Source organism: Maribacter sp., assembly GCF_039974175.1.
In the GTDB taxonomy this organism is placed as follows: Bacteria; Bacteroidota; Bacteroidia; order Flavobacteriales; family Flavobacteriaceae; genus Maribacter_C.
In genome coordinates this window covers 170,273-196,672 of the sequence record NZ_JBDWJN010000001.1, presented here as the reverse complement: position 1 = coordinate 196,672, position 26,400 = coordinate 170,273, and the positions used below count along the sequence as shown (strand labels likewise).

The following is a 26,400-nucleotide window of genomic DNA, read 5'->3' as shown; positions in this document are numbered from 1 at the left end:
TTTTTGATTTCTATGAGGACCCCGTTGCCCATTAAAAAAAGCTCCGCTAAAATAAGCTTATTATTCATAGCCCTTGCAATTACGTCTTGTAACTCTTTAAAAAGAGTTGATGATGATGAGCTTTTGATAAAGCGCAATACGATTTGGGCCGATAGTGTAAAGGTTACTGACGAGGATATTGAAGGTTTAATCATACAAGAGCCGAATAGTAACCTTCTCGGTTATCCTTTACGACTAAACCTCTATAATTTAGCAAAACCCAATCCTGATTCCTCTTACCAAAACTGGCTCTTAAAAAAGCCAAAAAGAAAACAACGATTAACCAATTTCTTATCTGAAAAACAAGTCAATCGCTTGGGTGAGTCATTTATGGTGAAAGGGTTAAGTGAATGGTTAAAAAGAATAGGTGAAGCACCAGCAATTTTAGATACCACCCAAACCAGACGAACCTTAGAACGCCTTAGGGCGTATTACAGTACCAAAGGCTATTTTAACAATACTACGAACTACGATATTGATTTTTTAAAACGTAAACAACGGGTTGCAGTTCATTATAATATTGACTTAGGTGACCCATATATGCTAGACTCTGTTTCGTATAAAATTGCGTCAAGCGCTATTGATTCAATCTACAATTTGGTAAAAGAAGATTCCTATGTAAAAGCAGGCCAACAATTTGATCTTGAAAATTTCAATAATGAACGCGAGCGGTTAACCTCGGTTTTCAGAAATAACGGTGTCTGGAATTTTCAGGAAAGTTCGATCAAATATGATGTGATTAGCGATACTACCAAAGCAGGCGATGATCGTCTGATGGATATTGAACTTAATATCGATAATCTTAAAAAAAGAGACGAAAATTCGGTAACCACTTCTGAATATAAAGTTTTTAAATTCAATAGGATCAACGTATATACCGATTATCTTTCCGACGATGGCGACGGCAATCTACAATTTGAACGGTTTGGTGATTATACCGTCTTTTATAGAGGCAAACTACGCTTCAAGCCGAAAACACTAACGAATGCTATTTTCTTTGAAAAAGACAGTTTATATCGTGATTTGGATCGCATTCGAACATTGCGACAGCTCACGAGTTTGAACGTTTTTAAATACCCTGCATTAAACTTTGTGGAGGATAGCACACAAACCCACTTGACCGCAAATATCTATTTGGCTACCAAACCAAAGTATACCTTTGCCCCTAACTTCGAACTTACCCGTTCGAACATTCGAAAAGTAGGTATAGGTTTGGGTGCCTCGCTATTAATTCGAAATGTATTTAAAGGAGCAGAAAACTTAAGCATCTCAGCCAATGGTTCCTTTGGATTATTGAGTTCAGAGACGTCTACAGAAGATACATTTTCAGAAATTGGCGCTGATGCCAATTTAAGTATTCCAAGAATGTGGCTGCCGTTTATCAATACAGATAGAATAATTCCCAATTATATGCTGCCGAAAACGAATTTATCGATTGGTACGAGTTTTCAAAAAAACATTGGTTTAGACAAGCAGACTTTCAACACTATACTTGGATATAATTGGACTCCAAACGAATTCAAAAAAAATAACCTTGAACTATTGAATGTTCAATTTGTACGCAACCTAAATTCAGATCGGTTTTTTGATGTTTATCGAAATACCTATACGCGTTTGAATAATATTGCTAACGACCCGAATGAGGATTTTAGAAACAATCCACTTTTAAACGATTCTTTCGACAATGAGGGCAATCTCATCATTCCAACTGGCACCACGGTATTTACAGATTCAATTCTTAACGGCGCAATTCCTGCAGACCAAGACAATCTTGAAGATATTCGAAGCATTGAAGAACTTAGAGAAAGATTAACGGAAAACAACCTGATATTTGCAAGCAATTACACCTTCAATACTACCAACAGAAAAGGGGTAACCGACAACAGCTTTTCTCAGTTTCGCGTTAAGTTTGAAAGTGCAGGCAATCTTTTGTCAGCACTCTCTTATATCATTCCGTTTGATGAAAACCCTGAAAACAATGATCTTCTTGTTTTCGATGTTCCTTATTCTCAGTATATAAAAACAGAATTTGACTATGTCAAATATTGGGATCTTTCACGCTCAAACGTTCTGGCATTTCGAAGTTTTTTAGGCATAGCGGTTCCGTATGGAAATTCGGATAACATTCCTTTTGTACGAAGTTATTTTGCAGGAGGCGCGAACGATAACCGCGCATGGCGACCCTATTCATTAGGACCCGGAAGAACAGATGCAGTGAACGATTTTAATGAAGCCAACCTGAAGCTAGCCTTAAACTTGGAATATCGTTTTCCTATTGCTGGAAATTTTAAGGGTGCGCTTTTTGCGGATGCAGGTAACATTTGGAATGTATTTGACAATGTTGACGACCCTGAGGCAACCTTCAATGGCATAGCATCTCTTAAAGATATTGCTCTAGGCTCCGGTTTTGGTATCCGGTATGACTTCACCTATTTTGTGCTTCGGGCCGATTTAGGTTTTAAAACCTATAATCCCGCTGAGGAACTATCGAAAAGATGGTTTCAAGATTTCAATCTTGATAATTCCGTCTTGCAGGTTGGTATCAACTATCCATTCTAAAGTGCTACTACAAAAACCAAATAAGTTCAAATCTTGGCTTTGAGATAGTCATAGAGAATTTTTCAAATTGATATATTTTGAACAAACAGCTTTATAGATTCAACAATTACGCCATCAAATTTTTCATAAAAACCAAAACGAAATAGTATATCTAACAAACTCGTAATTTTCTCCTTCTTTTTGAACATGGTCTTGAACTTGCACATGTATTTTTAGTACTTTTGCCCCGTTATTTTAAAATTAACCAAGACAATAAGTATGGCTCACAATATAAAACCAGGAGTTGCCACAGGTGATGAAGTTCAAGAAATTTTCAACTATGCTAAAGAAAAAGGCTTTGCCCTACCTGCGGTAAATGTAATTGGTTCGAATACCATTAACGGAGTATTGGAAACTGCGGCCGCTTTGAATGCGCCAGTTATTATTCAATTCTCAAATGGCGGGGCACAATTCAACGCGGGTAAAGGTTTATCTAATGAAAATCAAAATGCTGCGATTCAAGGTGCTGTAGCAGGCGCAAAACATGTACATCAATTAGCGGAAGCTTATGGGGCAACTGTAATTCTACATACCGATCATTGCGCTAAAAAACTACTTCCTTGGATCGACGGATTGTTAGATGCTAGTGAAAAACACTTCGCAGAAACTGGGAAGTCTTTGTTCAGTTCTCACATGATCGATCTGTCAGAAGAACCTATTGAAGAGAACATCGAAATATGTAAAGCATACTTGGAGCGTATGGCTAAAATGGACATGACTCTTGAAATCGAATTGGGTATCACTGGTGGCGAAGAAGACGGAGTTGATAATTCTGATGTAGACGATTCAAAACTATATACGCAACCCGAGGAAGTGGCTTATGCCTATGAGGAACTTTCAAAAGTAAGTCCGAGATTCACAGTTGCTGCTGCTTTCGGCAACGTTCATGGGGTTTACAAGCCCGGAAACGTAAAATTGACTCCGAAAATATTGAAAAATTCTCAGGAGTACGTATCAGAAAAATACGGTGTAGAGCATAACCATATTGATTTTGTTTTCCATGGTGGTTCTGGTTCTACAGTTGAAGAAATTCGTGAAGGTATTAGCTACGGGGTAATCAAAATGAACATTGACACCGATTTACAGTATGCCTTCTTAGCAGGTGTTAGAGACTACGTTCAAGACAACAAAGATTATTTACAATCACAAATTGGAAACCCTGAAGGTGCCGATGAGCCCAATAAGAAAAAATACGATCCACGAGTTTGGTTACGTGAAGGTGAAAAGTCGTTCGTAGCGCGTTTGAAAAAAGCCTTTGAAGATTTGAATAATGTCGATACGCTTTAATTTTTTTGTAAATTTCCAAATCTAAATTGAGCAGGTATGTCAGCATGGTTTAAGCGAAAAGAGAAAGGAATACAAACAGCCACGGAAGAAAAGAAAGACACTCCTAAAGGTCTTTGGTATAAGTCTCCAACGGGTAAAATCGTAGAATCTGAAGATTTAGCGAAGAATTTTTATGTGAGTCCTGAAGATGATTATCATGTGCGTATCGGCAGTAAAGAATATTTCGAAATTCTTTTTGACGACAACAAATTCAAGGAACTTGATGCAGCACTATCGTCAAAAGATCCGCTAAAATTCGAAGACACTAAGAAATACAATGACCGTTTGAAAGCGGCCCAAAAGAAAACCGGACTCAAAGATGCCGTAAGAACAGGGTTTGGTAAATCAATTGGTAAAGATATTGTTATCTGTTGTATGGATTTTAATTTCATTGGAGGTTCAATGGGAAGTGTAGTTGGAGAAAAAATTGCACGGGGTATTGATCATGCCATCAAAAAGAAGGTTCCGTTTATAATGATTTCAAAATCAGGAGGAGCAAGAATGATGGAAGCTGCATTATCTTTAATGCAATTGGCGAAAACATCAGCCAAACTTGCGCAATTGGCAGAAGCAGGTCTACCGTATATTTCACTTTGCACTGACCCAACCACAGGGGGTACAACAGCGTCCTACGCCATGTTAGGCGATATCAATATTGCGGAACCAGGAGCCTTGATAGGTTTTGCTGGGCCTCGTATAGTAAAGGATACAACTGGTAAAGATCTTCCGGAAGGGTTTCAATCTTCCGAGTTTTTAAAAGAACATGGCTTTTTAGATTTCATATCACACCGTCGCGATTTGAAAAAGAAAATCAACTTGTACATAGATTTGATCCAAAATAATCCGATTCGATCCGCTAGTTGACCTAGCTTTCTTTAAAAAAATGTAATCGCTATTTGTAAAGAAATGTTGCAAATAGCGATTAACTATTTAGAAAGCAATCGTTATCAATGTTTTGCAGCTAAAATGCTAACATCAAATTGATGACCAAAGGATTTACAATGAAATTCACCGTATTTTCTTTTCTGATACTTTTAGTGCTATGGATGACATGTTGTTCTTCTTCTGACAACACCATTGAGCCCAATGAGGAGGCAGAAAAGGAAGAAATGCAAGAAACCACAGCGGGAGTTGCGCAAGTAACCGACGTTTCCGTTTCAGGAAGTAATGACCAATATACTTTTAACGTCACGATTTCTAGTCCAGATTTAGGTTGTAATCAATATGCCAACTGGTGGGAGATCATCGATTTAGATGGAAATCTTTTATATCGTAGGATTCTCGCACACAGCCATGTCAATGAGCAACCCTTCACGCGCTCTGGTGGACCCGTAGTGATTTCAGAAGATACCGTAGTTTACATAAGAGCTCATATGAATACCACCAGCTACGGAAGTAGCGTATTTAAAGGTTCTATCACTGACGGTTTTACCTCCGAAAACTTAGATACAGAGTTCGCCAAAGGTCTTGAAGAGATGGCACCATTACCAGCTAATTGTGCTTTTTAAGCACACCAGAAAGCCCATAAGTATTGGAGAAATTGCAGATTTATTTAGTAATTAAAACCAAATATACCCTTAAGATGACTTAGATTTTAGGCATCTCAAAGGTATACGAAGGTATTTATATGCTGCTTAACCTTTAAAAGGGAACTTTGGAGGGAATTTTTTATGGAATCTTCTTAAAAAGACTTCCTCAGTCGTTCCATCAGGATAGGTTAATATACCGGTAGCATCACAATTGCCATCGCCGAAATCAAGACTGGCTGTCGCGTCATTTCTTGAAATTTCGACTACTCCACTTACGATAAACCTACAGGCCATTTCCCTTCGCAATGGGGTAACGATGTTCTTTGAAAAAACATTTCCAAGTTTGCCTTTGTAGGTCGCCATTCCTGAAATCAAGAACACATTGTCTCCCCAAAAACCAGATCCGTATCCTTCTATCCACTCTCTAGTTCTATTTGCAGTATATTCTACGGTTTCACCTTCGGGCCATTCAGCGTCAAAGTCTGCCTCAGCAGTTGATTGTGGATTCCCATCATCATTGGCACGCATACGAACGATGTTAGCACTACCTTCTACGGCTACCTCATTAAAGGTAAAGTTCTCTAAAGATAAGCTCAACATTTTGGTAGCGGCTTCCATATCTTTAGAATAAGTCAAATTGATGATCCCACTTAAGACATTGCCATTGCGTAGTTCACATCCATCGCCAAAATCAATAGTTTTTTCCTTGCTGGTATCAGTCACGACTGTAGTGATTGTTACGCAATCTGGTAGGTAATCGGAAGTAAATATAGATTTAGAGGCAAATGAAATTTCGTCAACCGCATAAATATCTTCCGCTAATGTAGTTATTTCCTCAGAAATAAGTTCCACCTCGTCACTTGCATTAAGTTCGGTGGCACTAAGCACTTCACTATTTGTTAGATCGTCTACGACATCTGTCGATTCGTTTTTGGTACAGGAAACAATAAATAAGCTTGTTGCCAATAACAGTCCTGCACAACTTAACATTCCAAAATTCTTTTTCATAACTATTATTTTTTTAAAGTTTGTTGATATATGACCCTTATAAAAAACAAAGGTTTAATCGGGGGCAAAATAATTTTGCAATCATTGTGAATTCTATCCTAAAACATTCAAAGTGAAGAATACCCTACTTCCAGACTGTTTCAGGTTCGCACTAAAAAGTGTGATGAGCTCAACATTTATGGTAACTTCAGAAGATTTGTACAAACAAAAAAGAACCCGAAAGTTAATTAGGTAGAATAGCAAAAATATATTTATCTTTGCAGCCTGATTGAAAATCAGTCAGATACATAATAATCATTTACAATAATATTGGCATGTACTTAACAAAAGAAGTGAAGGCTAAAATCTTCAAGAAACACGGTGGAAAAGAAGAGAACACAGGTTCTACGGAAGGTCAGATCGCGTTGTTCACGCACCGCATCAATCACCTCACCGGTCACTTGAAAAAAAACCACAAAGATTTCAACACAGAACGCTCATTGGTTAAATTAGTGGGTAAAAGAAGAAGTCTACTCGATTATTTGAAAAAGAAAGATATCGTTAAATATCGTGAGCTTATCAAAGAATTGAACATTAGAAAATAATTTGCGTAGGGGTTGAGAATTATCAGCCCCTATTTTCTTATACTGAATTTCGTTCAGTATCAGTGAATAAATTTAAAAGAACCTGAACAGAGTTCAGGGAAATCAAAAAGCTGCACACAGTTTTTCATTGGTCAAGTGCCTTTGGCACTCACAACAACACAACCTTCCGGTCTCAACATCCGGATGACCATTGTTTAACAGTCCGCGAATTAGCGGGTACAAATCTATTTTATGATTCCAAAAGTATTTAGAGAGGTCATAGACCTTGGTGATGGTAGGGAAATTTCTATCGAAACCGGAAAATTGGCAAAACAGGCACATGGCTCTGTTGTTGTTCAATCAGGAAAATGTATGCTATTGTGTACCGTAGTTTCCAATTACAAACAAAGCGATGTGGACTTTCTACCACTTACCGTTGACTACCGCGAAAAATTCGCAGCCGCAGGGCGCTATCCAGGTGGTTTTTTCAAAAGAGAAGCCAGACCCAGTGATGGTGAAGTATTGACCATGCGTTTGGTCGATCGTGTATTGCGTCCACTTTTCCCGAAGGACTATCATTCTGAAACCCAGGTGATGATCCAATTGATGTCACATGATGAAGAAGTAATGCCCGATGCAATGGCCGGTTTGGCTGCATCTGCGGCAATTCAGTTATCTGATTTTCCTTTCGAATGTGCCATTTCTGAAGCTAGAGTAGCTCGTGTTGATGGTAAATTCATCATCAACCCAACCAGAGCACAGCTATTAGAATCTGATATCGATATGATGATCGGGGCTTCTGCCGATTCTGTAATGATGGTTGAAGGCGAAATGGATGAAATTTCCGAAGAAGAAATGACAGAAGCTATCAAATTTGCCCACGAAGCAATTAAAGTGCAATGCGCTGCTCAGGTAAAATTAGCCGAGGCTTTCGGAAAGAAAGATGTTCGTGAATACGAAGGTGAGCGTGAGGATGAAGACTTACAGAAAAAAGTACATGACCTTACGTACGACAAGGTGTATGCTATAGCCAAAGCGGGTTCTGCCAAACACGAAAGAAGTGCTGCTTTCTCTGAAATAAAAGAAGAAGTGAAGGCTACATTCTCTGAGGAGGAATTGGAAGATATTGGAGGTTTGGTTTCTAAATACTTCTACCAAGCTGAAAAAGCTGCCGTGCGCGACCTCACTCTGAATGAAGGTTTACGTTTAGATGGTCGTAAGACCAACGAGATTCGCCCAATTTGGTGTGAGATTGACTATCTACCATCAACCCACGGTTCTGCAATCTTCACAAGAGGGGAAACCCAAGCATTGGCAACAGTAACTTTAGGTACTTCTAGAGATGCTAACAAAATAGACATGCCTTCACACGAAGGCGAAGAAAATTTCTATTTGCACTACAACTTTCCCCCTTTTTCAACAGGGGAAGCGCGACCCATTCGTGGAACGTCACGTAGAGAAGTTGGTCATGGTAACTTAGCACAGCGCGCATTGAAAGGAATGGTTCCTGATGATTGCCCCTACACTGTTCGTGTGGTTTCAGAAGTATTAGAATCTAATGGTTCTTCTTCGATGGCAACGGTTTGTTCAGGAACAATGGCACTAATGGACGCTGGTGTTCAATTGAAAAAACCCGTTTCTGGTATCGCAATGGGATTAATTTCTGATGCCGATTCAGGTAAATATGCTGTTCTTTCTGATATCTTAGGTGACGAAGATCACTTGGGAGATATGGACTTCAAAGTAACAGGTACTGCAGACGGAATCACCGCTTGCCAAATGGATATTAAAGTAAAAGGATTGTCTTACGAAATTCTAGTAAATGCGCTAAAGCAAGCCAGAGATGGTCGTTTACACATCCTTGAAAAATTGACAGATACCATCGCTGCTCCTGCGGCGGATGTGAAACCACATTCACCGAAAATGGTAACTCGTACCATTCCAAACGAATTCATTGGTGCACTAATCGGACCCGGTGGAAAAGTGATTCAAGAACTTCAAAAAGAAACGGGCACTACCATTGTCATCAATGAAGATCCCGTTACTGAAGAGGGAATCGTTGAAATTTTAGGAACCGATCAAGATGGAATCGATGCAGTATTGGCGAAAATAGATTCGCTAATGTTCAAACCAGAGGTTGGTAGTGTTTACGAAGTAAAGGTTATCAAAATGTTAGACTTTGGTGCAGTGGTAGAATACCAAGATGCCCCTGGCAACGAAGTATTGTTACATGTATCTGAACTCGCATGGGAACGTACTGAAAATGTTTCTGATGTTGTGAACATGGGTGATGTCTTTGATGTGAAGTATTTCGGCCTTGATAAGCGTACGCGTAAAGAAAAGGTTTCTCGCAAGGCTCTTTTGCCAAAACCAGAAGGTTTTACCGAAAGACCACCTCGCAATAATGATCGAGATCGCAGAAATGATCGAAATCGAGATCGTAAACCAAGAAGGGATTAAAACCATTTTTTAACACCTTAATATGGCCCCAATTGATACAGTTGGGGCTTTTTTTATACCATTTAACCAAAAAATGAACTTTTTTTCATCGTTTTGTAACATTCCACAGATTTGTACGTATAAGTATATGCAGTCTATTTAAATATGAATTTAATCCCCGAAAATGAGACAGCTTAAGATTACAAAACAGGTCACTAATAGAGAGACCGCATCTTTGGACAAGTACTTGCAAGAAATCGGCAAGGTTGACTTGATTACTGCAGATGAAGAAGTAGAATTGGCACAACGTATCAAGGCAGGCGACCAGATCGCTCTTGAAAAACTTACAAAAGCCAATCTTCGATTCGTAGTATCGGTTGCAAAGCAGTACCAGAACCAAGGCCTTACTCTGCCAGATTTAATCAATGAAGGAAACTTAGGATTGATTAAAGCGGCACAACGTTTTGATGAAACCCGTGGTTTCAAATTTATCTCTTACGCCGTATGGTGGATTCGTCAATCTATCTTACAAGCGTTAGCCGAGCAATCTCGTATTGTTCGTTTACCATTGAACAAAATTGGTTCAATCAACAAGATCAATAAAACTTTTGCCTTTTTGGAGCAGGCGCATGAACGTATGCCCTCTGCCGAGGAAATTGCGAAAGAGTTAGATATGACGGTTGAAGATGTAAAACAATCTTTAAAAAATTCAGGTCGCCACGTATCTATGGATGCTCCATTGATCGCCGGTGAAGATTCAAACCTATACGATGTATTACGTAGTGGCGAATCTCCAAACCCTGATAGAGAATTGTTACACGAATCTCTTCGTACCGAAATCGAACGTGCGCTTGAAACCTTGACGCCAAGAGAAGCAGATGTTATTCGCCTATACTTCGGTTTGGCAGGTCAGCATTCAATGACTTTGGAAGAAATTGGTGAAACTTTCGACCTAACAAGAGAAAGAGTTCGTCAAATCAAGGAAAAAGCAATTCGTAGATTAAAGCATACTTCAAGAAGTAAAATCTTGAAAACCTATCTAGGATAGGTCTCGATAGCTATCGGGATGCAATATTTTAATGTTAAATTAACCTTAAATTGGAAATTTGGCATATATATTGTAATTTTATAGGCAACAACAGTTTATCATGACTGTTCGTTTTTTGATTGATGAATAAACTCCGGCTGATTACCGGAGTTTTTTCATTTTAGGTGTTTTGATAAAGTTGTCAAGAAAGTAGACAGCTTTAACATACAATTGGTAATCCCATATCGAGTTATTTTATGTACATTCATTTCCATGGATATAAAACAAAAACAACCCAACAATCCCCTACACGGAGTAAAACTGGTTGATATTTTAGAATATCTTACCCAAAATTACACATGGGCAGAGCTAGCCTATCAAATAAATATAAACTGCTTCAAGAGCAACCCCTCAATCAAGTCCTCTTTGAAATTTTTGCGTAGAACGCCATGGGCACGGAATAAAGTAGAGGAGCTATATCTAAAATCGATTGCTAAGTAATGGCCTTTAATATTGTTCTTATCGAGCCTGAAATACCCAACAATACAGGCAATATCGGCAGACTGGCTTTGGCTACAGGTTCGACTTTGCATCTGGTAAAACCTTTTGGTTTTGAATTAAATGATAAACGTCTTAAAAGGGCTGGCCTAGATTATTGGCAACATATTTCCCTTTTCATCTATGAAAACATTGACGAATTTTATGATGTACATCACGAGAAGAACATGGTATACTTCTCAAGCCATGGCGAAAAAGAATATTGGTCTATTGATTATCAAGAAGAACTATTTCTAGTTTTTGGTAAAGAATCAGTTGGACTATCCAACGAGATTATTAAGGCCAACGCAAATAATCTATATAAAATTCCTTTATATAGTGAACATATTCGCAGTTTAAATTTAGCCAATGCTGTTGCGGTCATTACATACGAAGGGTTACGCCAATTAACGTTTTAATTAATACTTAAAGACATTTTCTTTCGTTCTAACGGTAGAACCAACTATGCAAGCCTCTTGAGGAAATTCTTCTTAGCCGTATTAATTTCTCCCCTATTTTTTTCGTTTGCCATTGCGCAAGTGGTTGACCAAGCCATAAGTGGTATGCAAATAGGTTATTTTGGTATTTGGTGGAATCATGAAGTAAAACTGGCCAAAAATTGGGCTTTACGAGCCGAAGTTGGTTACGAAGCGCCATTATTTTCAACCATTGATTACGAATCTAAAAAACTGGGTTTCTATAAGAATCAGTCTCCGCTCTTTTTACCAGTAATTTCTCTTGAACCTAAGTGGTATTACAATTCTTCAAAACGGCAGGGTAACAGCAAAAATACTTTTCATAATAGTGGCAACTATGTTTCCATTTCGGCCAGGTATTATCCTGATATTTTTGCATATTCTCCTAGAGGTATCAATGAGGTAGATGGTGGTTTTTTTGTAGTACCTTCTTGGGGTATAAGGCGTAATATTAACTACCGATGGAACTTTGAAATTGGTGCGGGAATAGGTATTGATCTAACCGAAATTAGCCGGTCTGAAACCGATAGGGGTGGTACGGAAGATTTCGAAGACTTGCTATTCAACCTACATTTAAGAATTGGTTATAAATTTGGAAATCTAGCTTTTCAATAAATCAACCCGCCTTTCCTAACAATAACTATCAATTCTGTGCGCTTAATTTTCCTATGCAACTTTTTCCTATTTTTATAGGAAACCTTTCATCCTTCACATCATGTATAAAACTACCGCCATTCTATTCGCCTTGGGCTGCCTTGTCTTTTCTTGTAAAAAGGGCACTTCGGAAACTACATCTCAAGAAGAAAACAAAGAAATAACATTTAACATTCCTAAAGGCTTTGTTTTGGAAGATTTATACCAACCCAGCGCAAACGAGCAAGGTTCGTGGGTTGCCTTAGCTCAAGGTCCAAACGACATCATATATGCCTGCGACCAATATGGAAAAATTTATTACTTCAAAACCCCAGCTATAGGTAGCAAACTAGACTGGCAAACTGTGCACGCGCTTGATCTCAAAATTGGAGAAGCACATGGTATGCTATGGGCTTTTAATAGTCTTTACGTTGCGGTCAATAAAAGATGGAAAGATGAGGAGACCGACGGAAAAGAAAAAGGGAGTGGTATTTACAGAATAACAGATAACAATCATGATGGCAGGTTAGACCAGGTTGAGATGCTATTAAAACTTGAGGGCGCGGGTGAACATGGCCCACATAGTTTTGTACTCTCACCAGATGGAAAAGAAATCTATTTTATAGCTGGCAATCACACTTTGGTTCCAGAAGGTTTAAAGGAAAATAGCAGGCTACCTAACAATTGGGGCGAGGACAATTTATTTACTCCCTACTTGGACGCTCGCGGACATGCCAACGATATTGAAGCTCCTGGTGGGTGGATTTGCAAATTCAGTCCAGATGGAACCAATTGGGAGTTAATTTCCGCTGGGTATCGAAATCCCTTTGATATGGCCTTCAATCAAGACGGTGAACTTTTTACTTATGATGCCGATATGGAATGGGATATTGGTATGCCCTGGTATCGCCCCACCAGAATCTGCCATGTAACTAGCGGCAGCGAATACGGCTGGCGAACCGGATCGGGCAAATGGCCCTCGTACTACCCAGATGCACTTCCTGCGGTTCATAATTTGGAGCAAGGTTCCCCAACCGCTGTGCTTTCAGGCGCAGCATTGGATTTTCCAGGAAGTTATAAAAATGGCATTTTCGTTATGGATTGGAGTTTTGGCACCGTATATTTCGCCGACCTAAAACCCAAAGGAAGTAGCTATACCGCAGAACGCACAGAATTCCTGTCGGGTACTCCTCTACCCCTTACCGATATGATTGCAGGTGCTGATGGCAACCTCTACTTCGCCTCTGGCGGTCGCAGAATCGATTCGCATTTATACCGCCTTCGGTATACTGGTGCTGAATCTAAAGAACGGCCAAACATCGTTGATACAGAAGCTGAAGAACTCCGCCAACTGCGGCAAAGCCTTGAAACATTTCATACCTTACAGTCGTCCGAAGCCATACCACTTGCTTGGGCTAACCTAGACCACGAAGATCTTCATATACGTTATGCTGCAAGAATCGCTTTAGAAAAACAACCCGTAGACCAATGGTTCAATTTATTTCTTGAGGAAAAAGAACCTGTAAAAATCATAACGGCAAGTATTGGCCTGGCAAGACAAGGTAATAAATCAATGCAATCACAAATTCTTAGCAAACTAAACCCTATTGCCCTTGAAACACAGTTAGCCCAGCAGCAGTTGAATATGCTTCGTAGCTATGAATTGCTCTTTATACGAATGGGAGAACCCAAGCGATCTGATAAAATAGCAACAGCAAGAAAGCTAAAGGCCTACTTTCCACACGACAGTAATGAAATGAACCGTGAGCTAGGGCAGTTGTTGCTTTATTTAGATGCGGATGGAATTACAGAAGGACTGGTAGCCTTACTTGATAAACATACCCAAGAAGGTACCATTAATTCTAAAGAATTTTTATCAGAGGAAATCACCGAACGCAGTGAGCGTTATGGACCCTTAATCCGAGAAATTTTGGAGAAAATGCCGCCTAGTGAAGCCATCTATTATGGGGTTCTTTTAAGCCATGCCGAAAAGGGCTGGACGAAAGCTACACGTGAAAAATACTTTCAATGGTTTTATGATGTTCTAAGTGCTAAGGGCGGTTTGAGTTTTAAACCAGGTATGGAAAATATACGATTGGCAGCAATGAAAAATGTTCCAGACAGCCAGAAAAATTATTTTCAAGAATTGTCAGGGGTTTACGCTCCTGAAACAGCTATTGCCGATTTACCACAGCCAATTGGTCCGGGTAATGAATATGGAGGAAGTCAAATTGGTCAAATGGTTTGGGGTGACGAATTAGCTGATTACCAAGTCGATTTCGAAAAAGGGAAACGTGCTTATAAGGCCGGTATGTGTATTTTATGTCATAGAATGCGTGGCGAAGGCGCGGCTGTTGGCCCAGATTTAACTCAGGCCCACACCAAGTTCAATAATTATGAAATGCTCTTCGCCACCTACAGCCCAAATGATGAAATATCAGATCAATATGCAAACACTTTGTTTCATTTACAGGATGGTAAAAAGATATCGGGTCGTATCAAATCTGAAACGGATGATATTGTTACCTTAATGCCGAACCCGTTTAATGATACCTATACCGTTGAATTAGCAAAAGTAGAAGTCGCCAAAAGAGAAATATCTCCCCTATCACCGATGCCATCTGGGCTTCTAAACCGTTTAAACCCCAAAGAGATAAAAGATCTTTTTGCCTACCTGCAAGCAGGGGGTGATGAGAATCACGAAGTCTACCAAAATGAATTATAGCATTGGAGAAAGAAAAGGCATACATATTAGGAGCGGATGCTGAAGAACTTTTCCGACTCGGTATTCAACACCAAGTTTGGGCAGAAGAAGCGCAGCATGGTTGGCATTTGGCAAATTTTAGAGCAGGACAAACCTTGCTTGATTTAGGCTGTGGCCCTGGCTATTGCACTAAAGAACTCGCATTTATTGTCGGAAATAAAGGAAAGGTCATCGGGATCGATAAATCCGCTGCTTATATCAATTTCTTGAACGAAGTCACTGCTAAATATAAGCTCAATATTGATGGAATTCATTCCGATTTCGACAGTATGATCTTAGAACCTTCTAGTTTAGATGGCATGTATTGCAGATGGGCCTTGGCTTGGATTCCGAACCCAGAAGAGGTACTCAAAAAAGTAGTTGCTGCCCTTAAACCACAAGGTAAAATAGTATTACACGAGTACTATGACTGGTCGACCTTGCAAACTGAACCAAAAAAAGAGGCCCTGGCAAAAGGCATCGCAAAGGCCTTAAAAAGTTTTAAGGATACAGAAAACGAAATTGATATTGGCAGACATCTGCCAGCAATGTTAGAGCGGATTGGCATGCAGGTAATCGGGTTTCGCCCAATGATGAAAATCGCTACAGCAAAAAACGGAGTATGGCAATGGCCGAAGACCTTTTTTCAAAGTTACTTTCCAAGGCTCGCTGCTCAAGACTACCTTACAACAACAGAGGTAAAGGAAGCCTTGGATGACCTAGAAGATTTAGAAAAAATTGCTGGAGCGACCATATGTACCTGTTTAATGGTCGAAATAATTGCCGAGAAAAGAAGCTCACCCTGATCAAATATCCTATGCAAAAAGTCGGAATAATTGTCATAACCATCCTTTTTCTACTAAGCTGTAAGGAAGCAATAAAAGAGGAGGACACCACCGAAGCTCAGATAGCATTTCTAACTCCCTTAGGAAAAGAAATTATCCTTCCCGAACCATCAAAAAAACTATTGGATCAGTACAGGGAGGCTAAGGAAGACTTTGAGCATAATCCAGGCGATGTTGATGCGATAATTTGGCTTGGAAGAAGAACGGCATATTTGGGAAGGTACAAAGAAGCAATCGCGCTTTATTCTCAAGGCATTATAAAGTTTCCTAAAGATGCGAGATTGTATAGACACAGAGGGCATCGTTATATTTCCTTGCGAAAATTTGACAAGGCAATCACAGATTTAGAAAAAGCCAGCCAGCTTATTCAAAATACTGAAAACGAAATTGAACCCGATGGAATGCCCAATGCAAAGAACATTCCTGTGAGTACCCTACATGGCAATATTTGGTATCACCTGGGATTGGCTTATTATCTAAAACACGACTACGAAAAAGCTTTTGAGGCTTACACCAAATGTAGAACCTCGGGTAAGCTCGCAGATAATATCGTTTCGAGCACACACTGGCTATATATGATTCAACGTCGCCTTGGTAATACAACAAAAGCAGATAGCATATTGCAACCCATACAGGCTGACATGGATGTCATTGAGAACCAAAGTTATCATGAACTTTGCAAATTGTATAAAGGGCTTATTCCTAAAGATTCGCTATTACAGACCCAAACTGGAAGCCCCTCTTCCGATGCAATTCTATATGGCCTCGCCAATTGGCATTTTTACAATGACGAAAAGGAAAAGTCAATGGAAATCTTGGAAAATTTGGTTGGTGGTAGTGCATGGAACTCATTTGGGTATATCGCAGCAGAAAGTGACCTTATCGAATACTTCGGTCGCGGCCCGAATTAGATCGTAAATTGCTACTCAGCACCATATTCTTTTACTAAATTTAGAAGGCTTTTTCGATTTCATTTTAACACCAACCAAAAGAAAGGCGATATGAAGACGTATTCCAAAATATTACTGTTTACCCTATTTATAAGTAGCGCTCCAGCAACTTTTTCACAAAAAAAATCAAAACCCAAAGTCAATACAGATTCTTCCATTGAGAAATCTTTTTATGAAGGCTTGAAGTGGCGTAACATTGGGCCCAAACGAGGTGGAAGATCATTGGGTTGCGCTGGAAGTCCTGGCCGACCAAATGAGTACTATTTTGGAGCTACCGGCGGTGGGCTTTGGAAAACTGTTGATGGCGGTACCGAATGGAAACCGGTAACCGACGGTCAAATAAGCAGTTCTTCTGTTGGCGCTGTTGCCGTTGCAGAGACCAACCCTGATGTGGTTTACATCGGTATGGGCGAAGTACAGTTGCGCGGTAGTATTACCCAAGGTGATGGCGTGTACAAAACCGAGGACGGCGGTAAAACTTGGCGCCATTTGGGGCTTAAAGAAACCCAAGCCGTATCGCGAATTCGAATTCATCCTACCAATCCTGATATTGTTTTTGTTGCGGCCTTGGGCCATCCGTATGGCGATAATGACGAACGCGGTGTTTTTCGAAGCAAAGATGGCGGAAATACCTGGGAAAAGATCTTGTATGTTAGTCCGAAAGCCGGAGCCGTTGACCTCATCATCGATCGAAACGATCCAAAAGTAGTATACGCAACCACTTGGGAAGTTCAGCGTAAAGCATGGAAAATGTGGGGTGGTGGTGGCGATAGTAAACTCTGGAAATCTATTGATGGGGGAGATACTTGGACAGACCTAACCGGCAACCCAGGAATGCCCCTACCCCCTATCGGAAAAATTGGAGTAACGGTATCGCCCGCAGATGCTAATCGTGTTTGGGCCATTGTGGAAGCAAACGAAGGCGGCGTTTTTCGTTCCGATGATGGCGGTAAAACTTGGGAGCGCACCAACGATGAACGTAAACTTAGACAGCGTGCTTTCTATTATTCCAGAATTTATGCTGACCCTTTGGACAGGGAAACTGTATATTGCTTAAATACAGGTTTTTATAAATCTACCGATGGTGGAAAAACTTTTGACACAACCATTAAAGTACCCCACGGAGACAATCATGATCTTTGGATAGATCCGAATAATTCAGAGCGGATGATCAACGCTAATGATGGGGGTGGTAATGTGAGTATTAATGGAGGAAAAAGCTGGACAGAACAAGACTATATAACCACACAATTTTACCACGTCATGACCACCAGTGATGTTCCTTATCATGTTGCCGGTGCACAACAAGATAACAGTACCTTGGCCATGCCAAGTGACGGTTGGAGCCATAGGCAAGCACGTGGACCAAACCATGGTTGGTACTACGCAGTAGGCGGGGGCGAAAGCGGATGGATTACCCAACATCCAGAAAACAAGGATATTTTTTATGCCGGTAGTCAGGGCGCCCTCCTCACGCGCTACGATCGCGGTAATGGACAAACACGCGATATTCAGGTTTATCCCAGATTCTTTTCCGGAGAACCCGCAAGTGCCTTACCTGAAAGATGGCAATGGACCTTCCCTATCATGTTTGCCCCTCAAGATTCTAAGGTCATGTATACTTGTTCACAGCATGTGTGGAAGACGATCAACGATGGACAATCTTGGGAGAGAATTAGTCCTGATTTGACCTATGCAGATCCGGAAACACTTGGCAAAACGGGAGGAGTAATCACTATGGATATGAATGGCCCTGAAATTTATGCTACCGTATTCGCCTTGGCACCTTCTTTTCATGATATTAATACCATCTGGGCCGGATCGGATGACGGAAAGATTCATATCACCAGGGATGGCGGAGCAAACTGGTCTGACATTACACCCAAAAATTTACCCAAATTTTCTAGGGTAAGTATTATTGATGAATCTAGACATCGCCCGGGAACCTTATTTGTGGCGGCAAACCGCTATCAAGTTGACGACCGCCAACCTTATGTTTTCAAAACCCATGATTATGGCAAAACATGGACAAAAATCATTACAGGAATTCAAGATGGGCATTTTGCCCGAGCGATTAGAGAAGATCCTATACGCCAAGGCTTATTATTTTTAGCAACAGAACATGGTGTTTACTTCTCTATAAATGACGGAGCGTTGTGGCAAAGTCTACAGCTCAAACTACCTGATACCCCTATTCGAGATCTTGTAGTAAAAGATAATGATGTTGTGTTAGGCTCCCACGGTAGAGGTTTTTGGATTTTAGATGATATACAACCGCTGCGTCAGTATGAGGTGGAGATGAAAAATCAGTCTGCTGTTCTTTTTGAACCTTCAGACGCTATTCGTGGCATAAGCGATGCATCCATTCAATACCACCTCAAAGAACAACAAGATACCATCACTTTCGAGATATTGGATGCCAATGATAAATTGATCGATACCTTTACCGGAAGCAAACCGAAATACGAAGTCGACCCCGATCTTCCCTGGTGGCAAAAAGGAGGTTCTTCCAAGCCAACTACAGCAAAGGGTATCAATACATTCACTTGGGATTTAAGATATACAGGAGCCACAGAATTTGATGGAATGATCATTTGGAGCGCTAGACCACAACGTGGTCCTAAAGCACCTATAGGTACCTACAAGGTTCGTATGAAGAGCAAAGACTATGAAAAAACGCAGACTTTTGCCATTCAAATGAATCCTAATCTAATTGGAATTTCGAAAGAAGACCTCGATGAGCAGTTTGATCTCGCCAATAAGATCATGCGAAAAACAAGTGCGGCAAATGAAGCCGTAATTCGTATTCGAGAAATGAAGGAACATGTCAATTCGGCAAAGGAAAAAATCGCAAAGGCCGATTTCAAAAAAACGATGTTGCCCTTTCTTAAAAAGATATCTGATGTGGAGGAAGCACTTTATCAGGTTAAAAATCAATCGAATCAAGACCCTCTGAATTTCCCTATAAAATTGAACAATCGACTAGCTTCACTGCGTCGCAGCATCGAGCATGGAGAAGCTAAACCCACTGACGGAGCTTACCTTGTTTTTGATGAATTATCTAAAGAACTTGAAGAACTTTTACAAAGCCTCAATGGGGCAATCGATCAGCATTTACCCAAAGTAAACGAACTGTTAGCATCTTCCGGAAACCAAGCTATTAAAAGATAGGTTGCTTTTTGGGTTTCTCATAGACGGTACAAGACCCCGCATTTCATTACTTTTGTAATGAATTTTGAAGATTCTATATATAATGAGTACAACAAAAATTGCTCCTTCTTTGTTAGCCGCCGATTTTGGCAACCTCCAACGCGATGTTGAAATGGTCAATCTAAGTGCTGCTGATTGGCATCATATTGATGTTATGGACGGTGTTTTCGTTCCAAATATTTCCTACGGAATGCCCGTGGTAAAGACAATTGCCAAACATGCTACCAAACCCTTAGATGTGCATTTGATGATTGTCGATCCAGATCGTTACATCAAAACTTTTGCGGCATTAGGAGCGAACACACTCAGCGTACATTATGAGGCCTGTACCCATTTGCATCGTACGCTACAAGCAATAAAAGCTGAGGGTATGCAAGCAGGTGTTGCCTTAAATCCGCATACCAGCGTTCAACTTTTAGAAGATACTATTCAAGATATCGATCTGGTCTGTTTGATGAGTGTTAACCCTGGTTTTGGCGGACAATCATTTATCGAGAATACCTATGAAAAGGTAAGGGCATTAAAGGCACTCGTGCAAAGAAAAGGAGCTAACACGCTTATAGAAATTGATGGTGGGGTAACCTCTTTAAATGCCAAACTATTAACAGATGCCGGTGCTGATGTTCTAGTGGCAGGTAGTTTTGTCTTTCGAAGCGCTAACCCGACGCAAACTATTACAGATTTAAAGGAAATAGCAGGGTGATAAAATCGTTCGACCTCGTCATTATAGGTGGTGGCCCCATTGGAATCGCATGCGGTTTGGAAGCCAAAAAGAAAGGTCTGACCTATCTTATCATAGAAAAAGGGCCCATCGTAAACTCGCTTTTCAACTATCCATCGAATATGCAGTTTTTTTCTTCTTCAGAAAAATTAGAAATAGACGATATTCCATTCATAAGCAAGGAGGCGAAACCTAAACGAGATGAAGCTTTGGAATATTATCGTAGAATTGTTACTTCCAACCAACTAAACATTCATCTTTTTGAAAAGGTAGAAGATGTACATAAATCAGAAGGTGCATTTAAGGTTACTTCCGATAAGGCAACCTATTCAGCTTCGAATATCGTGGTGGCTACCGGTTTTTATGATTTACCAAATACCTTGAATATCCCTGGAGAAGATTTACCGAAAGTTTCACACTATTACCTCAATCCACATTACTACGCCAGACAAAAGCTTGCCATTATAGGAGCCAGTAATTCTGCAATCGATGCCGCTTTAGAATGCTATCGCAAAGGTTCAGAGGTCTCACTAATTATTCGAGGCCCAGAGGTAGGTCAACGTGTGAAGTATTGGGTACGGCCAGATATTATCAATCGCATCGAGGAAGGAAGTATAAAAGCCTACTATAATTCTCAAGTAAAAGAGATATTGGAAGACCAAATTATCATCGATACCCCCGATGGCGAAATCGCTATTGAAAATGACTTTGTACTCGCCCTAACGGGATACATGCCCAATTTTGAGTTTTTAGAAAAATTGGGCATTGAACTGTCTAAAGATGAGAAAAAGCTTCCCAGCTACTATCCAGATTCAATGGAGAGCAATGTTTCAGGACTATATTTGGCAGGGGTTATTTGCGGCGGTATGGAAACACACAAATGGTTTATTGAGAATTCCCGTATCCATGCAAAAATTATTATCAAAGATATCCTCAGAAAGCGCGCCGGGGAAAAAAGTTCCTAATTTTCAAATATCACTGTTTTCAGGGAGTACATATTCACTATAATAGGCGTATTTGCGTTATAGGTAATATCCGAATTTTGTACATTGATATGAACTGTGATGAAATCATCTCAAACCAAAAAATAAACCACTGAGAAAGAAATTATATTTTTTACTTTTTAAGATACAAAGCTCCAAAAAAGGACTGTTGCTTTTGGTTTGGCTATGTACCCTAGTTGCATTTTCTCAAAATACAGAGTTCGATACGCTTCAAGAAACCAAACGCATCACCTTTTCTACCATTCCGAATGATAAGCAAAAGTCTTTTGAACCCTACTATATCGAACTAAAAAAGGCATCTTTCGGGGTTCAGCGTTTCTCCATTTTCGAACAATTGGCAGAAGAACATATGAAGAAAGGGGATACCGATTCTATTTTAAAATATGGGAATTTATACGAAAAAGAACTGGGTAATTGGGACAAATCAGAGCAAGAAAAAAATCACCATTACGCCAAAGCTCATTACTTTATGGGTGTGGGAAATGTGTTCAATGGACTTCTTGAAAAGTCAACCGAGTGGCATATCAAAGGTATTCGAGCGGCAGAGAGCTCAAATTTTCAGGAATATGAATATAAGAACAAGGTTGGTCTCGCCAACACCTACGTACTAAAAGAAAATCCTGATAAAGCCATAGTGCTGTTAAACGAAGTACTTCCAAAATTTTCGTCTCAGTTCACTGCAATTACCAACAGGGCATTCGTATTACTAGGAAACGCACATTTAAAGAAACAGGAGTACGAAAAAGCGGCTAATTATTACGACCAGGCGTATGCAATGGCAGTCGATTTCAAGGACTTGGAAATGGAGTTGACCGTAGGCCTTGAACAAGCCAAACTCGCAGAGGCTTTGGAAGATCTGGGCAAAGCCTTCACAGATTACGAAGATATTCGTGAACGCGCCTTAGCGGAAGGTTTTACCGCTCTCTATTTTGAAGGTTCCTTATTATTAGCGAAACTGTATTATAAAGAAGGTATGTATGAGACAGCCAACATCGCTTTGAGCTTCGCGTATATCAACGCTGTTGATCGCGAAAATCTTGAATTTCAGAAAGATGCCCTAAGTGTTCAGGCCCGCTGCTTTGCCAAACTAGAGGATTATAAAAACGCCTATGCTGTAATTACCCAATTGTTTGGCGTTGTTGGTGCCAAAAATGCCCAACAGCAAAGAGCCATTATCAAAGAGCTTGAGATAGAATACGAAACCTTAGAGAAGGAAAAAGAGATTATCGAACTTGAGGAAGGAAAATTAAAACGCGAAGCAGAATTAAAACGTCAAAAAACAATCAAGAATGCCTTTTTAATTGGGTTTCTCATTATCCTTATTCCCATTATGGCATTGCTTTATGTCTATTATCAAAAGATACAGGCACAGAGCGAATTGACTAAAAAACAGGAAGAAATCAACCAACAAAAAGTTGCGGCTTTGGTTCAGGAACAAGAATTAAATTTAATCAAAGCCGCTATTGAAGGTCAAGACGAAGAACGCAAGCGCATTGCACAGGAATTGCACGATAGCATAGGCGGAAATCTCGCGGGAATAAAACTGCAGTTCGCTAGTATGGAAGGTGATTCCGAAAAATTGAAAACCCTAACTGGGCAAATCGACGAAACCTATCAATTAGTTCGTGATATTTCGCATACCTTAATTCCAAAAAAATTCAAACAAAATGCCTTTACAGCATTGATTAGAGAATATGTAAAATCTATTTCAAATACTGGAGAATTGCAAATTGGTTTTCATCCCCACCCCGAAAAGAAAATCAATGCAATTGATGAAAAACTTCAAATGGAAATCTATAAGATTATTCAAGAATTGATCACCAATACACTAAAACATGCTAGCGCGACCTCCGTAGATATTCACCTCGGTGTAATTGACAATACGCTTTCACTTTTATTCGAAGACGATGGCAAAGGTTTCAACACCGCCAATATTATGGATGGTATAGGCTTTCAGAATATAAAAAATAGAATATCTGAATTAAACGGATCTTTTCATATCGATTCCGTTTTAGAACGTGGAACTGTGGTTTCGTTAGAAATCACGCTAAAAAATACAGCATCATGAATTACAATCTAATCATTGCCGACGACCATAAAATGTTCATTGATGGATTGCAGAGCATTTTAAAAGAAGCTCCTGAATTTACCATCGCAACGACCTTTAAAAACGGAGCTCAGGTCGTTAAATATTTAGATATCAATGGCGTAAAAGACCTGCATCTTTTAATTACGGATCTGACCATGCCAGAAGTAGATGGTATTGAATTGAACAGCATTATTAAAGAAAAATATCCTTCCTTAAAAACGTTGGTGGTGAGTATGCATATTGATGGGGGTATGATTGACACACTTATTCGAAACAATGTAGATGGCTATGTTCCAAAGAACGCAGAGAAGGATGAACTTTTAGAGGCCATTAGAACCATCGTAGCGGGTGAGAAATATTTCTCAAATGAAGTGAAACGCGCCTATACTGATGCCATGTTTGAGAACAAAAAGGCAGAAGAGATATCTTTGACGCAACGCGAAAAAGAAGTGCTCAAACTTATAGCCGAGGAGAACACTACCCAAGAAATAGCCGATACGCTTTTTTTAAGCAAACACACCATAGAAAGTTACCGCAAAAACCTCATCTCAAAACTACAAGTAAAGAACTTAGCGGGGCTTACCAAACATGCCATAAAAATGGGGTTGCTAGATTCTTGACAAGCTACTTTTCTTTGGAGAAACCTGTGTTTTGAGACGCTAGCACCTTTTTCAACTTGCAGCAAACACGTATCTCTTGTGTAGCAAGTTTTCGGTGCACGTGGGCTGTAAGTCTGACAAGAACTTCTCGTCAAACTTAAGTTAGTATGTGCACTATTTCACAATTGGCTTTGACACCATAGGAGGTTTCCTTATCTTAAACAAAATAGAAAAAGTGATTCCTAAATTGCTTTCCCATTTTGTGATTCTAAAAAATCAGATACCTACAATGCTATTCCAAAAGGCGTTTATTCATAGTGTTGAGGAGACCAGGAATACGGAAACAGTGCTTAGAAAAAAGACATGAAAACCCAATTCGATCTGAACTAGTAGACAAGTAAGCATGCTTGCAAGACTTAGTAGTTACCTATTTGACGAGATCAAGCTAAAAAGTTCCTCCTACAGCAGGTATTGTTCAAGTTGCAAAGTAAGCTTTAAAAAATAGGAAGTACAGCTCCCTTTTAATAATTATATGAATCTTAAAAACAAAACCCATGTCAGAGCAACTACAAAAAATGACGGAACATCAATGTTCAAATGCCCCTGCAAAATATGATGACCTTAATGTACTCTTCCTCAATTGTACCTTAAATAGAACTCCAGTCTTGTCACATACAGAAGGGCTAATTGCAGTAGCGCAAAGGGTATTTGAAGCAAATGGTGCTTCTACCAAGGTAATTCGTCCGGTAGACTATGAAATTCCTGCAGGCTTAGGCCTAGATATGTCTCAGACTGCAGAATGGGAAAAGGATGATTGGCCAAAGCTACAAAAGGAAGTAGATGCTTGTGATATTCTAGTGCTTTGTACCTCGGTATGGTTGGGAGAAAAATCTTCAGTCTGTAACCGTGTATTGGAACGCATGTATGGTTATACCCATCAATTCAATGCGAAAGGTCAATATAGAGACTATGGCAAAGTAGGCGCCACCCTAATTACAGGAAACGAAGATGGAGTAAAACACTGTGCCATGAATATTCTATTCTCACTTTCCCATATCGGATATACAGTACCTCCTCAGGCCGATGCAGGGTGGATGGGAGAAGCCGGACCCGGACCTTCATATATGGATGAAGGATCAGGTGGACAAGAAAACGATTTTACCAACCGAAATACCACTTTTCTAGTTTGGAACTGTCTGCACTTGGCACGAATGCTAAAAGATAATGGAGGTATCCCCGCACATGGAAATCAACCTGATGAATGGAAAGCTGGTTGTCGCGCAGGGTTTGACAGCCCAGAGCATAAACGATAGAGCATGGAAAAAATGATGCACTTGGCAGCGCAATATTTGGCTGCCGCCGGAATTAGTTTTGTCGAAAAAGAAGCAGATGATAGTCATACAAATCTGGCGTTTTCAGCCGAAAGTCGAAGTCTAGAAACACGCCCTCTCGCCGATTCAGGCGATGTGCTATCGCTAAATTATACTAATTTTTCCTTAGAGTGGACTGGCAAACATACTAAAACCACCTTTGCATTGGATGGTCAAACACATAGCAATGTTTTGGTCTGGATTGAACAGCAGCTTACCACTTCTAAAATCGGTAAGCCCTACATATATCAATTTCATTACGATCTACCCCATAAAATTACTCCCAGTTTTAGATTTCAGGCGAACCCCAAAAAACTTCAAAAATTGATGGAGTTACGTATATTGGCCGATACGGTTATAGAATCCTTTTTAGAAGATCATCAACTATCTTCCGCTATTAGAATATGGCCACACCATTTTGATACAGGTGCTTTAATAAATCTGGGAGGTAAAATCGACCATACGGCAGGGTTCGGACTTGCTACACCAGATACAATGGTAGATGACCATTATTTTTATTTCAGCGGTTATCACGCCCATAATGCCCTTGATACGGTAAATTTCAACCAATTGACTAATGGCAAATGGCACAGCAACGGATTCAAAGGAGCCGTATTGCGCGCAACGGGGGTAGATAAACAAACCGCCACTACATTTTTTACCGAAGCCTTAAATGCTTATATGACTTAAACAG

Annotated in this window: 21 protein-coding genes; 20 read left to right on the top strand and 1 reads right to left on the bottom strand. The window is 39.9% G+C overall.

Annotated features, from left to right (window positions below):
• The first annotated feature begins 12 nt into the window (after positions 1 to 12).
• The 4 genes from ABJN95_RS00880 (at position 13) to ABJN95_RS00865 (ending at position 5,471) form a co-directional block, all read left to right on the top strand.
• Positions 13 to 2,598 (top strand): BamA/TamA family outer membrane protein, encoded by a 2,586-nt coding sequence (locus tag ABJN95_RS00880; RefSeq protein WP_348368092.1) that lies wholly within the window; start codon positions 13 to 15, stop codon positions 2,596 to 2,598.
• A 258-nt stretch (positions 2,599 to 2,856) separates the two neighbouring features.
• Positions 2,857 to 3,924: a class II fructose-bisphosphate aldolase gene (gene fbaA / locus ABJN95_RS00875; protein ID WP_348368091.1), complete on the top strand. Its 1,068-nt coding sequence runs from the start codon at positions 2,857 to 2,859 to the stop codon at positions 3,922 to 3,924.
• 36 nt (positions 3,925 to 3,960) lie between these two features.
• Positions 3,961 to 4,827 (top strand): acetyl-CoA carboxylase, carboxyltransferase subunit beta, encoded by an 867-nt coding sequence (gene accD / locus ABJN95_RS00870; protein ID WP_348368090.1) that lies wholly within the window; start codon positions 3,961 to 3,963, stop codon positions 4,825 to 4,827.
• A 119-nt stretch (positions 4,828 to 4,946) separates the two neighbouring features.
• Positions 4,947 to 5,471: a hypothetical protein gene (locus ABJN95_RS00865; RefSeq protein ID WP_348368089.1), complete on the top strand. Its 525-nt coding sequence runs from the start codon at positions 4,947 to 4,949 to the stop codon at positions 5,469 to 5,471.
• Positions 5,472 to 5,597: 126 nt separating this feature from the next.
• On the opposite strand, the gene ABJN95_RS00860 is transcribed toward ABJN95_RS00865, so the two are convergent.
• A complete protein-coding gene (locus ABJN95_RS00860) occupies positions 5,598 to 6,500 on the bottom strand; it encodes a hypothetical protein (RefSeq protein ID WP_348368088.1) in 903 nt (300 codons plus the stop codon).
• A 314-nt stretch (positions 6,501 to 6,814) separates the two neighbouring features.
• On the opposite strand from ABJN95_RS00860, the gene rpsO reads away from it, so the two are divergent.
• The 16 genes from rpsO to ABJN95_RS00780 all read left to right on the top strand — a co-directional run bounded on the left by rpsO (position 6,815) and on the right by ABJN95_RS00780 (position 26,396).
• A complete protein-coding gene (gene rpsO, locus ABJN95_RS00855) occupies positions 6,815 to 7,084 on the top strand; it encodes a 30S ribosomal protein S15 (RefSeq protein WP_348368087.1) in 270 nt (89 codons plus the stop codon).
• Positions 7,085 to 7,315: 231 nt separating this feature from the next.
• The gene (locus ABJN95_RS00850; RefSeq protein WP_348368086.1) at positions 7,316 to 9,523 is read left to right on the top strand and encodes a polyribonucleotide nucleotidyltransferase; all 2,208 of its coding nucleotides are present in this window, start codon (positions 7,316 to 7,318) and stop codon (positions 9,521 to 9,523) included.
• Between the two features lie 163 nt (positions 9,524 to 9,686).
• Positions 9,687 to 10,550 carry a sigma-70 family RNA polymerase sigma factor gene (locus ABJN95_RS00845; RefSeq protein ID WP_013304569.1) on the top strand — a complete coding sequence of 288 codons (864 nt, stop codon included), beginning with the start codon at positions 9,687 to 9,689 and terminating at the stop codon, positions 10,548 to 10,550.
• 252 nt (positions 10,551 to 10,802) lie between these two features.
• Positions 10,803 to 11,030: a VF530 family protein gene (locus tag ABJN95_RS00840; RefSeq protein WP_348368085.1), complete on the top strand. Its 228-nt coding sequence runs from the start codon at positions 10,803 to 10,805 to the stop codon at positions 11,028 to 11,030.
• A complete protein-coding gene (locus ABJN95_RS00835; protein ID WP_348368084.1) occupies positions 11,030 to 11,485 on the top strand; it encodes a tRNA (cytidine(34)-2'-O)-methyltransferase in 456 nt (151 codons plus the stop codon). The genes ABJN95_RS00840 and ABJN95_RS00835 overlap by 1 nt, the downstream gene beginning before the upstream one ends.
• Before the next feature lie 57 nt (positions 11,486 to 11,542).
• Positions 11,543 to 12,157, top strand: a complete 615-nt coding sequence (locus tag ABJN95_RS00830) for a hypothetical protein (protein WP_348368083.1) — start codon at positions 11,543 to 11,545, stop codon at positions 12,155 to 12,157.
• A gap of 100 nt (positions 12,158 to 12,257) precedes the next feature.
• Positions 12,258 to 14,900 (top strand): hypothetical protein, encoded by a 2,643-nt coding sequence (locus tag ABJN95_RS00825; protein ID WP_348368082.1) that lies wholly within the window; start codon positions 12,258 to 12,260, stop codon positions 14,898 to 14,900.
• Positions 14,901 to 14,902: 2 nt separating this feature from the next.
• The gene (locus tag ABJN95_RS00820) at positions 14,903 to 15,724 is read left to right on the top strand and encodes a methyltransferase domain-containing protein (protein WP_348368081.1); all 822 of its coding nucleotides are present in this window, start codon (positions 14,903 to 14,905) and stop codon (positions 15,722 to 15,724) included.
• A gap of 11 nt (positions 15,725 to 15,735) precedes the next feature.
• Complete coding sequence (locus ABJN95_RS00815; protein ID WP_348368080.1) at positions 15,736 to 16,674, top strand: tetratricopeptide repeat protein; 939 nt, start codon at positions 15,736 to 15,738, stop codon at positions 16,672 to 16,674.
• A gap of 90 nt (positions 16,675 to 16,764) precedes the next feature.
• The gene (locus tag ABJN95_RS00810; RefSeq protein WP_348368079.1) at positions 16,765 to 19,884 is read left to right on the top strand and encodes a glycosyl hydrolase; all 3,120 of its coding nucleotides are present in this window, start codon (positions 16,765 to 16,767) and stop codon (positions 19,882 to 19,884) included.
• A gap of 82 nt (positions 19,885 to 19,966) precedes the next feature.
• Positions 19,967 to 20,626 (top strand): ribulose-phosphate 3-epimerase, encoded by a 660-nt coding sequence (gene rpe / locus ABJN95_RS00805; RefSeq protein WP_348368078.1) that lies wholly within the window; start codon positions 19,967 to 19,969, stop codon positions 20,624 to 20,626.
• Complete coding sequence (locus ABJN95_RS00800) at positions 20,626 to 21,609, top strand: YpdA family putative bacillithiol disulfide reductase (protein ID WP_348368134.1); 984 nt, start codon at positions 20,626 to 20,628, stop codon at positions 21,607 to 21,609. The genes rpe and ABJN95_RS00800 overlap by 1 nt, the downstream gene beginning before the upstream one ends.
• A 187-nt stretch (positions 21,610 to 21,796) precedes the next feature.
• The gene (locus ABJN95_RS00795; RefSeq protein WP_348368077.1) at positions 21,797 to 23,716 is read left to right on the top strand and encodes a histidine kinase; all 1,920 of its coding nucleotides are present in this window, start codon (positions 21,797 to 21,799) and stop codon (positions 23,714 to 23,716) included.
• A complete protein-coding gene (locus ABJN95_RS00790) occupies positions 23,713 to 24,357 on the top strand; it encodes a response regulator transcription factor (protein ID WP_348368076.1) in 645 nt (214 codons plus the stop codon). Before ABJN95_RS00795 ends, ABJN95_RS00790 begins: the two co-directional genes overlap by 4 nt.
• Positions 24,358 to 24,890: 533 nt before the next feature.
• Entirely contained in the window at positions 24,891 to 25,649 is a 759-nt protein-coding gene (locus ABJN95_RS00785; RefSeq protein ID WP_348368075.1) for an NAD(P)H-dependent oxidoreductase, read from the top strand.
• A 3-nt stretch (positions 25,650 to 25,652) separates the two neighbouring features.
• Positions 25,653 to 26,396, top strand: coding sequence for a hypothetical protein (locus ABJN95_RS00780; protein WP_348368074.1), 744 nt, complete (start codon positions 25,653 to 25,655; stop codon positions 26,394 to 26,396).
• Positions 26,397 to 26,400 lie beyond the last annotated feature (4 nt).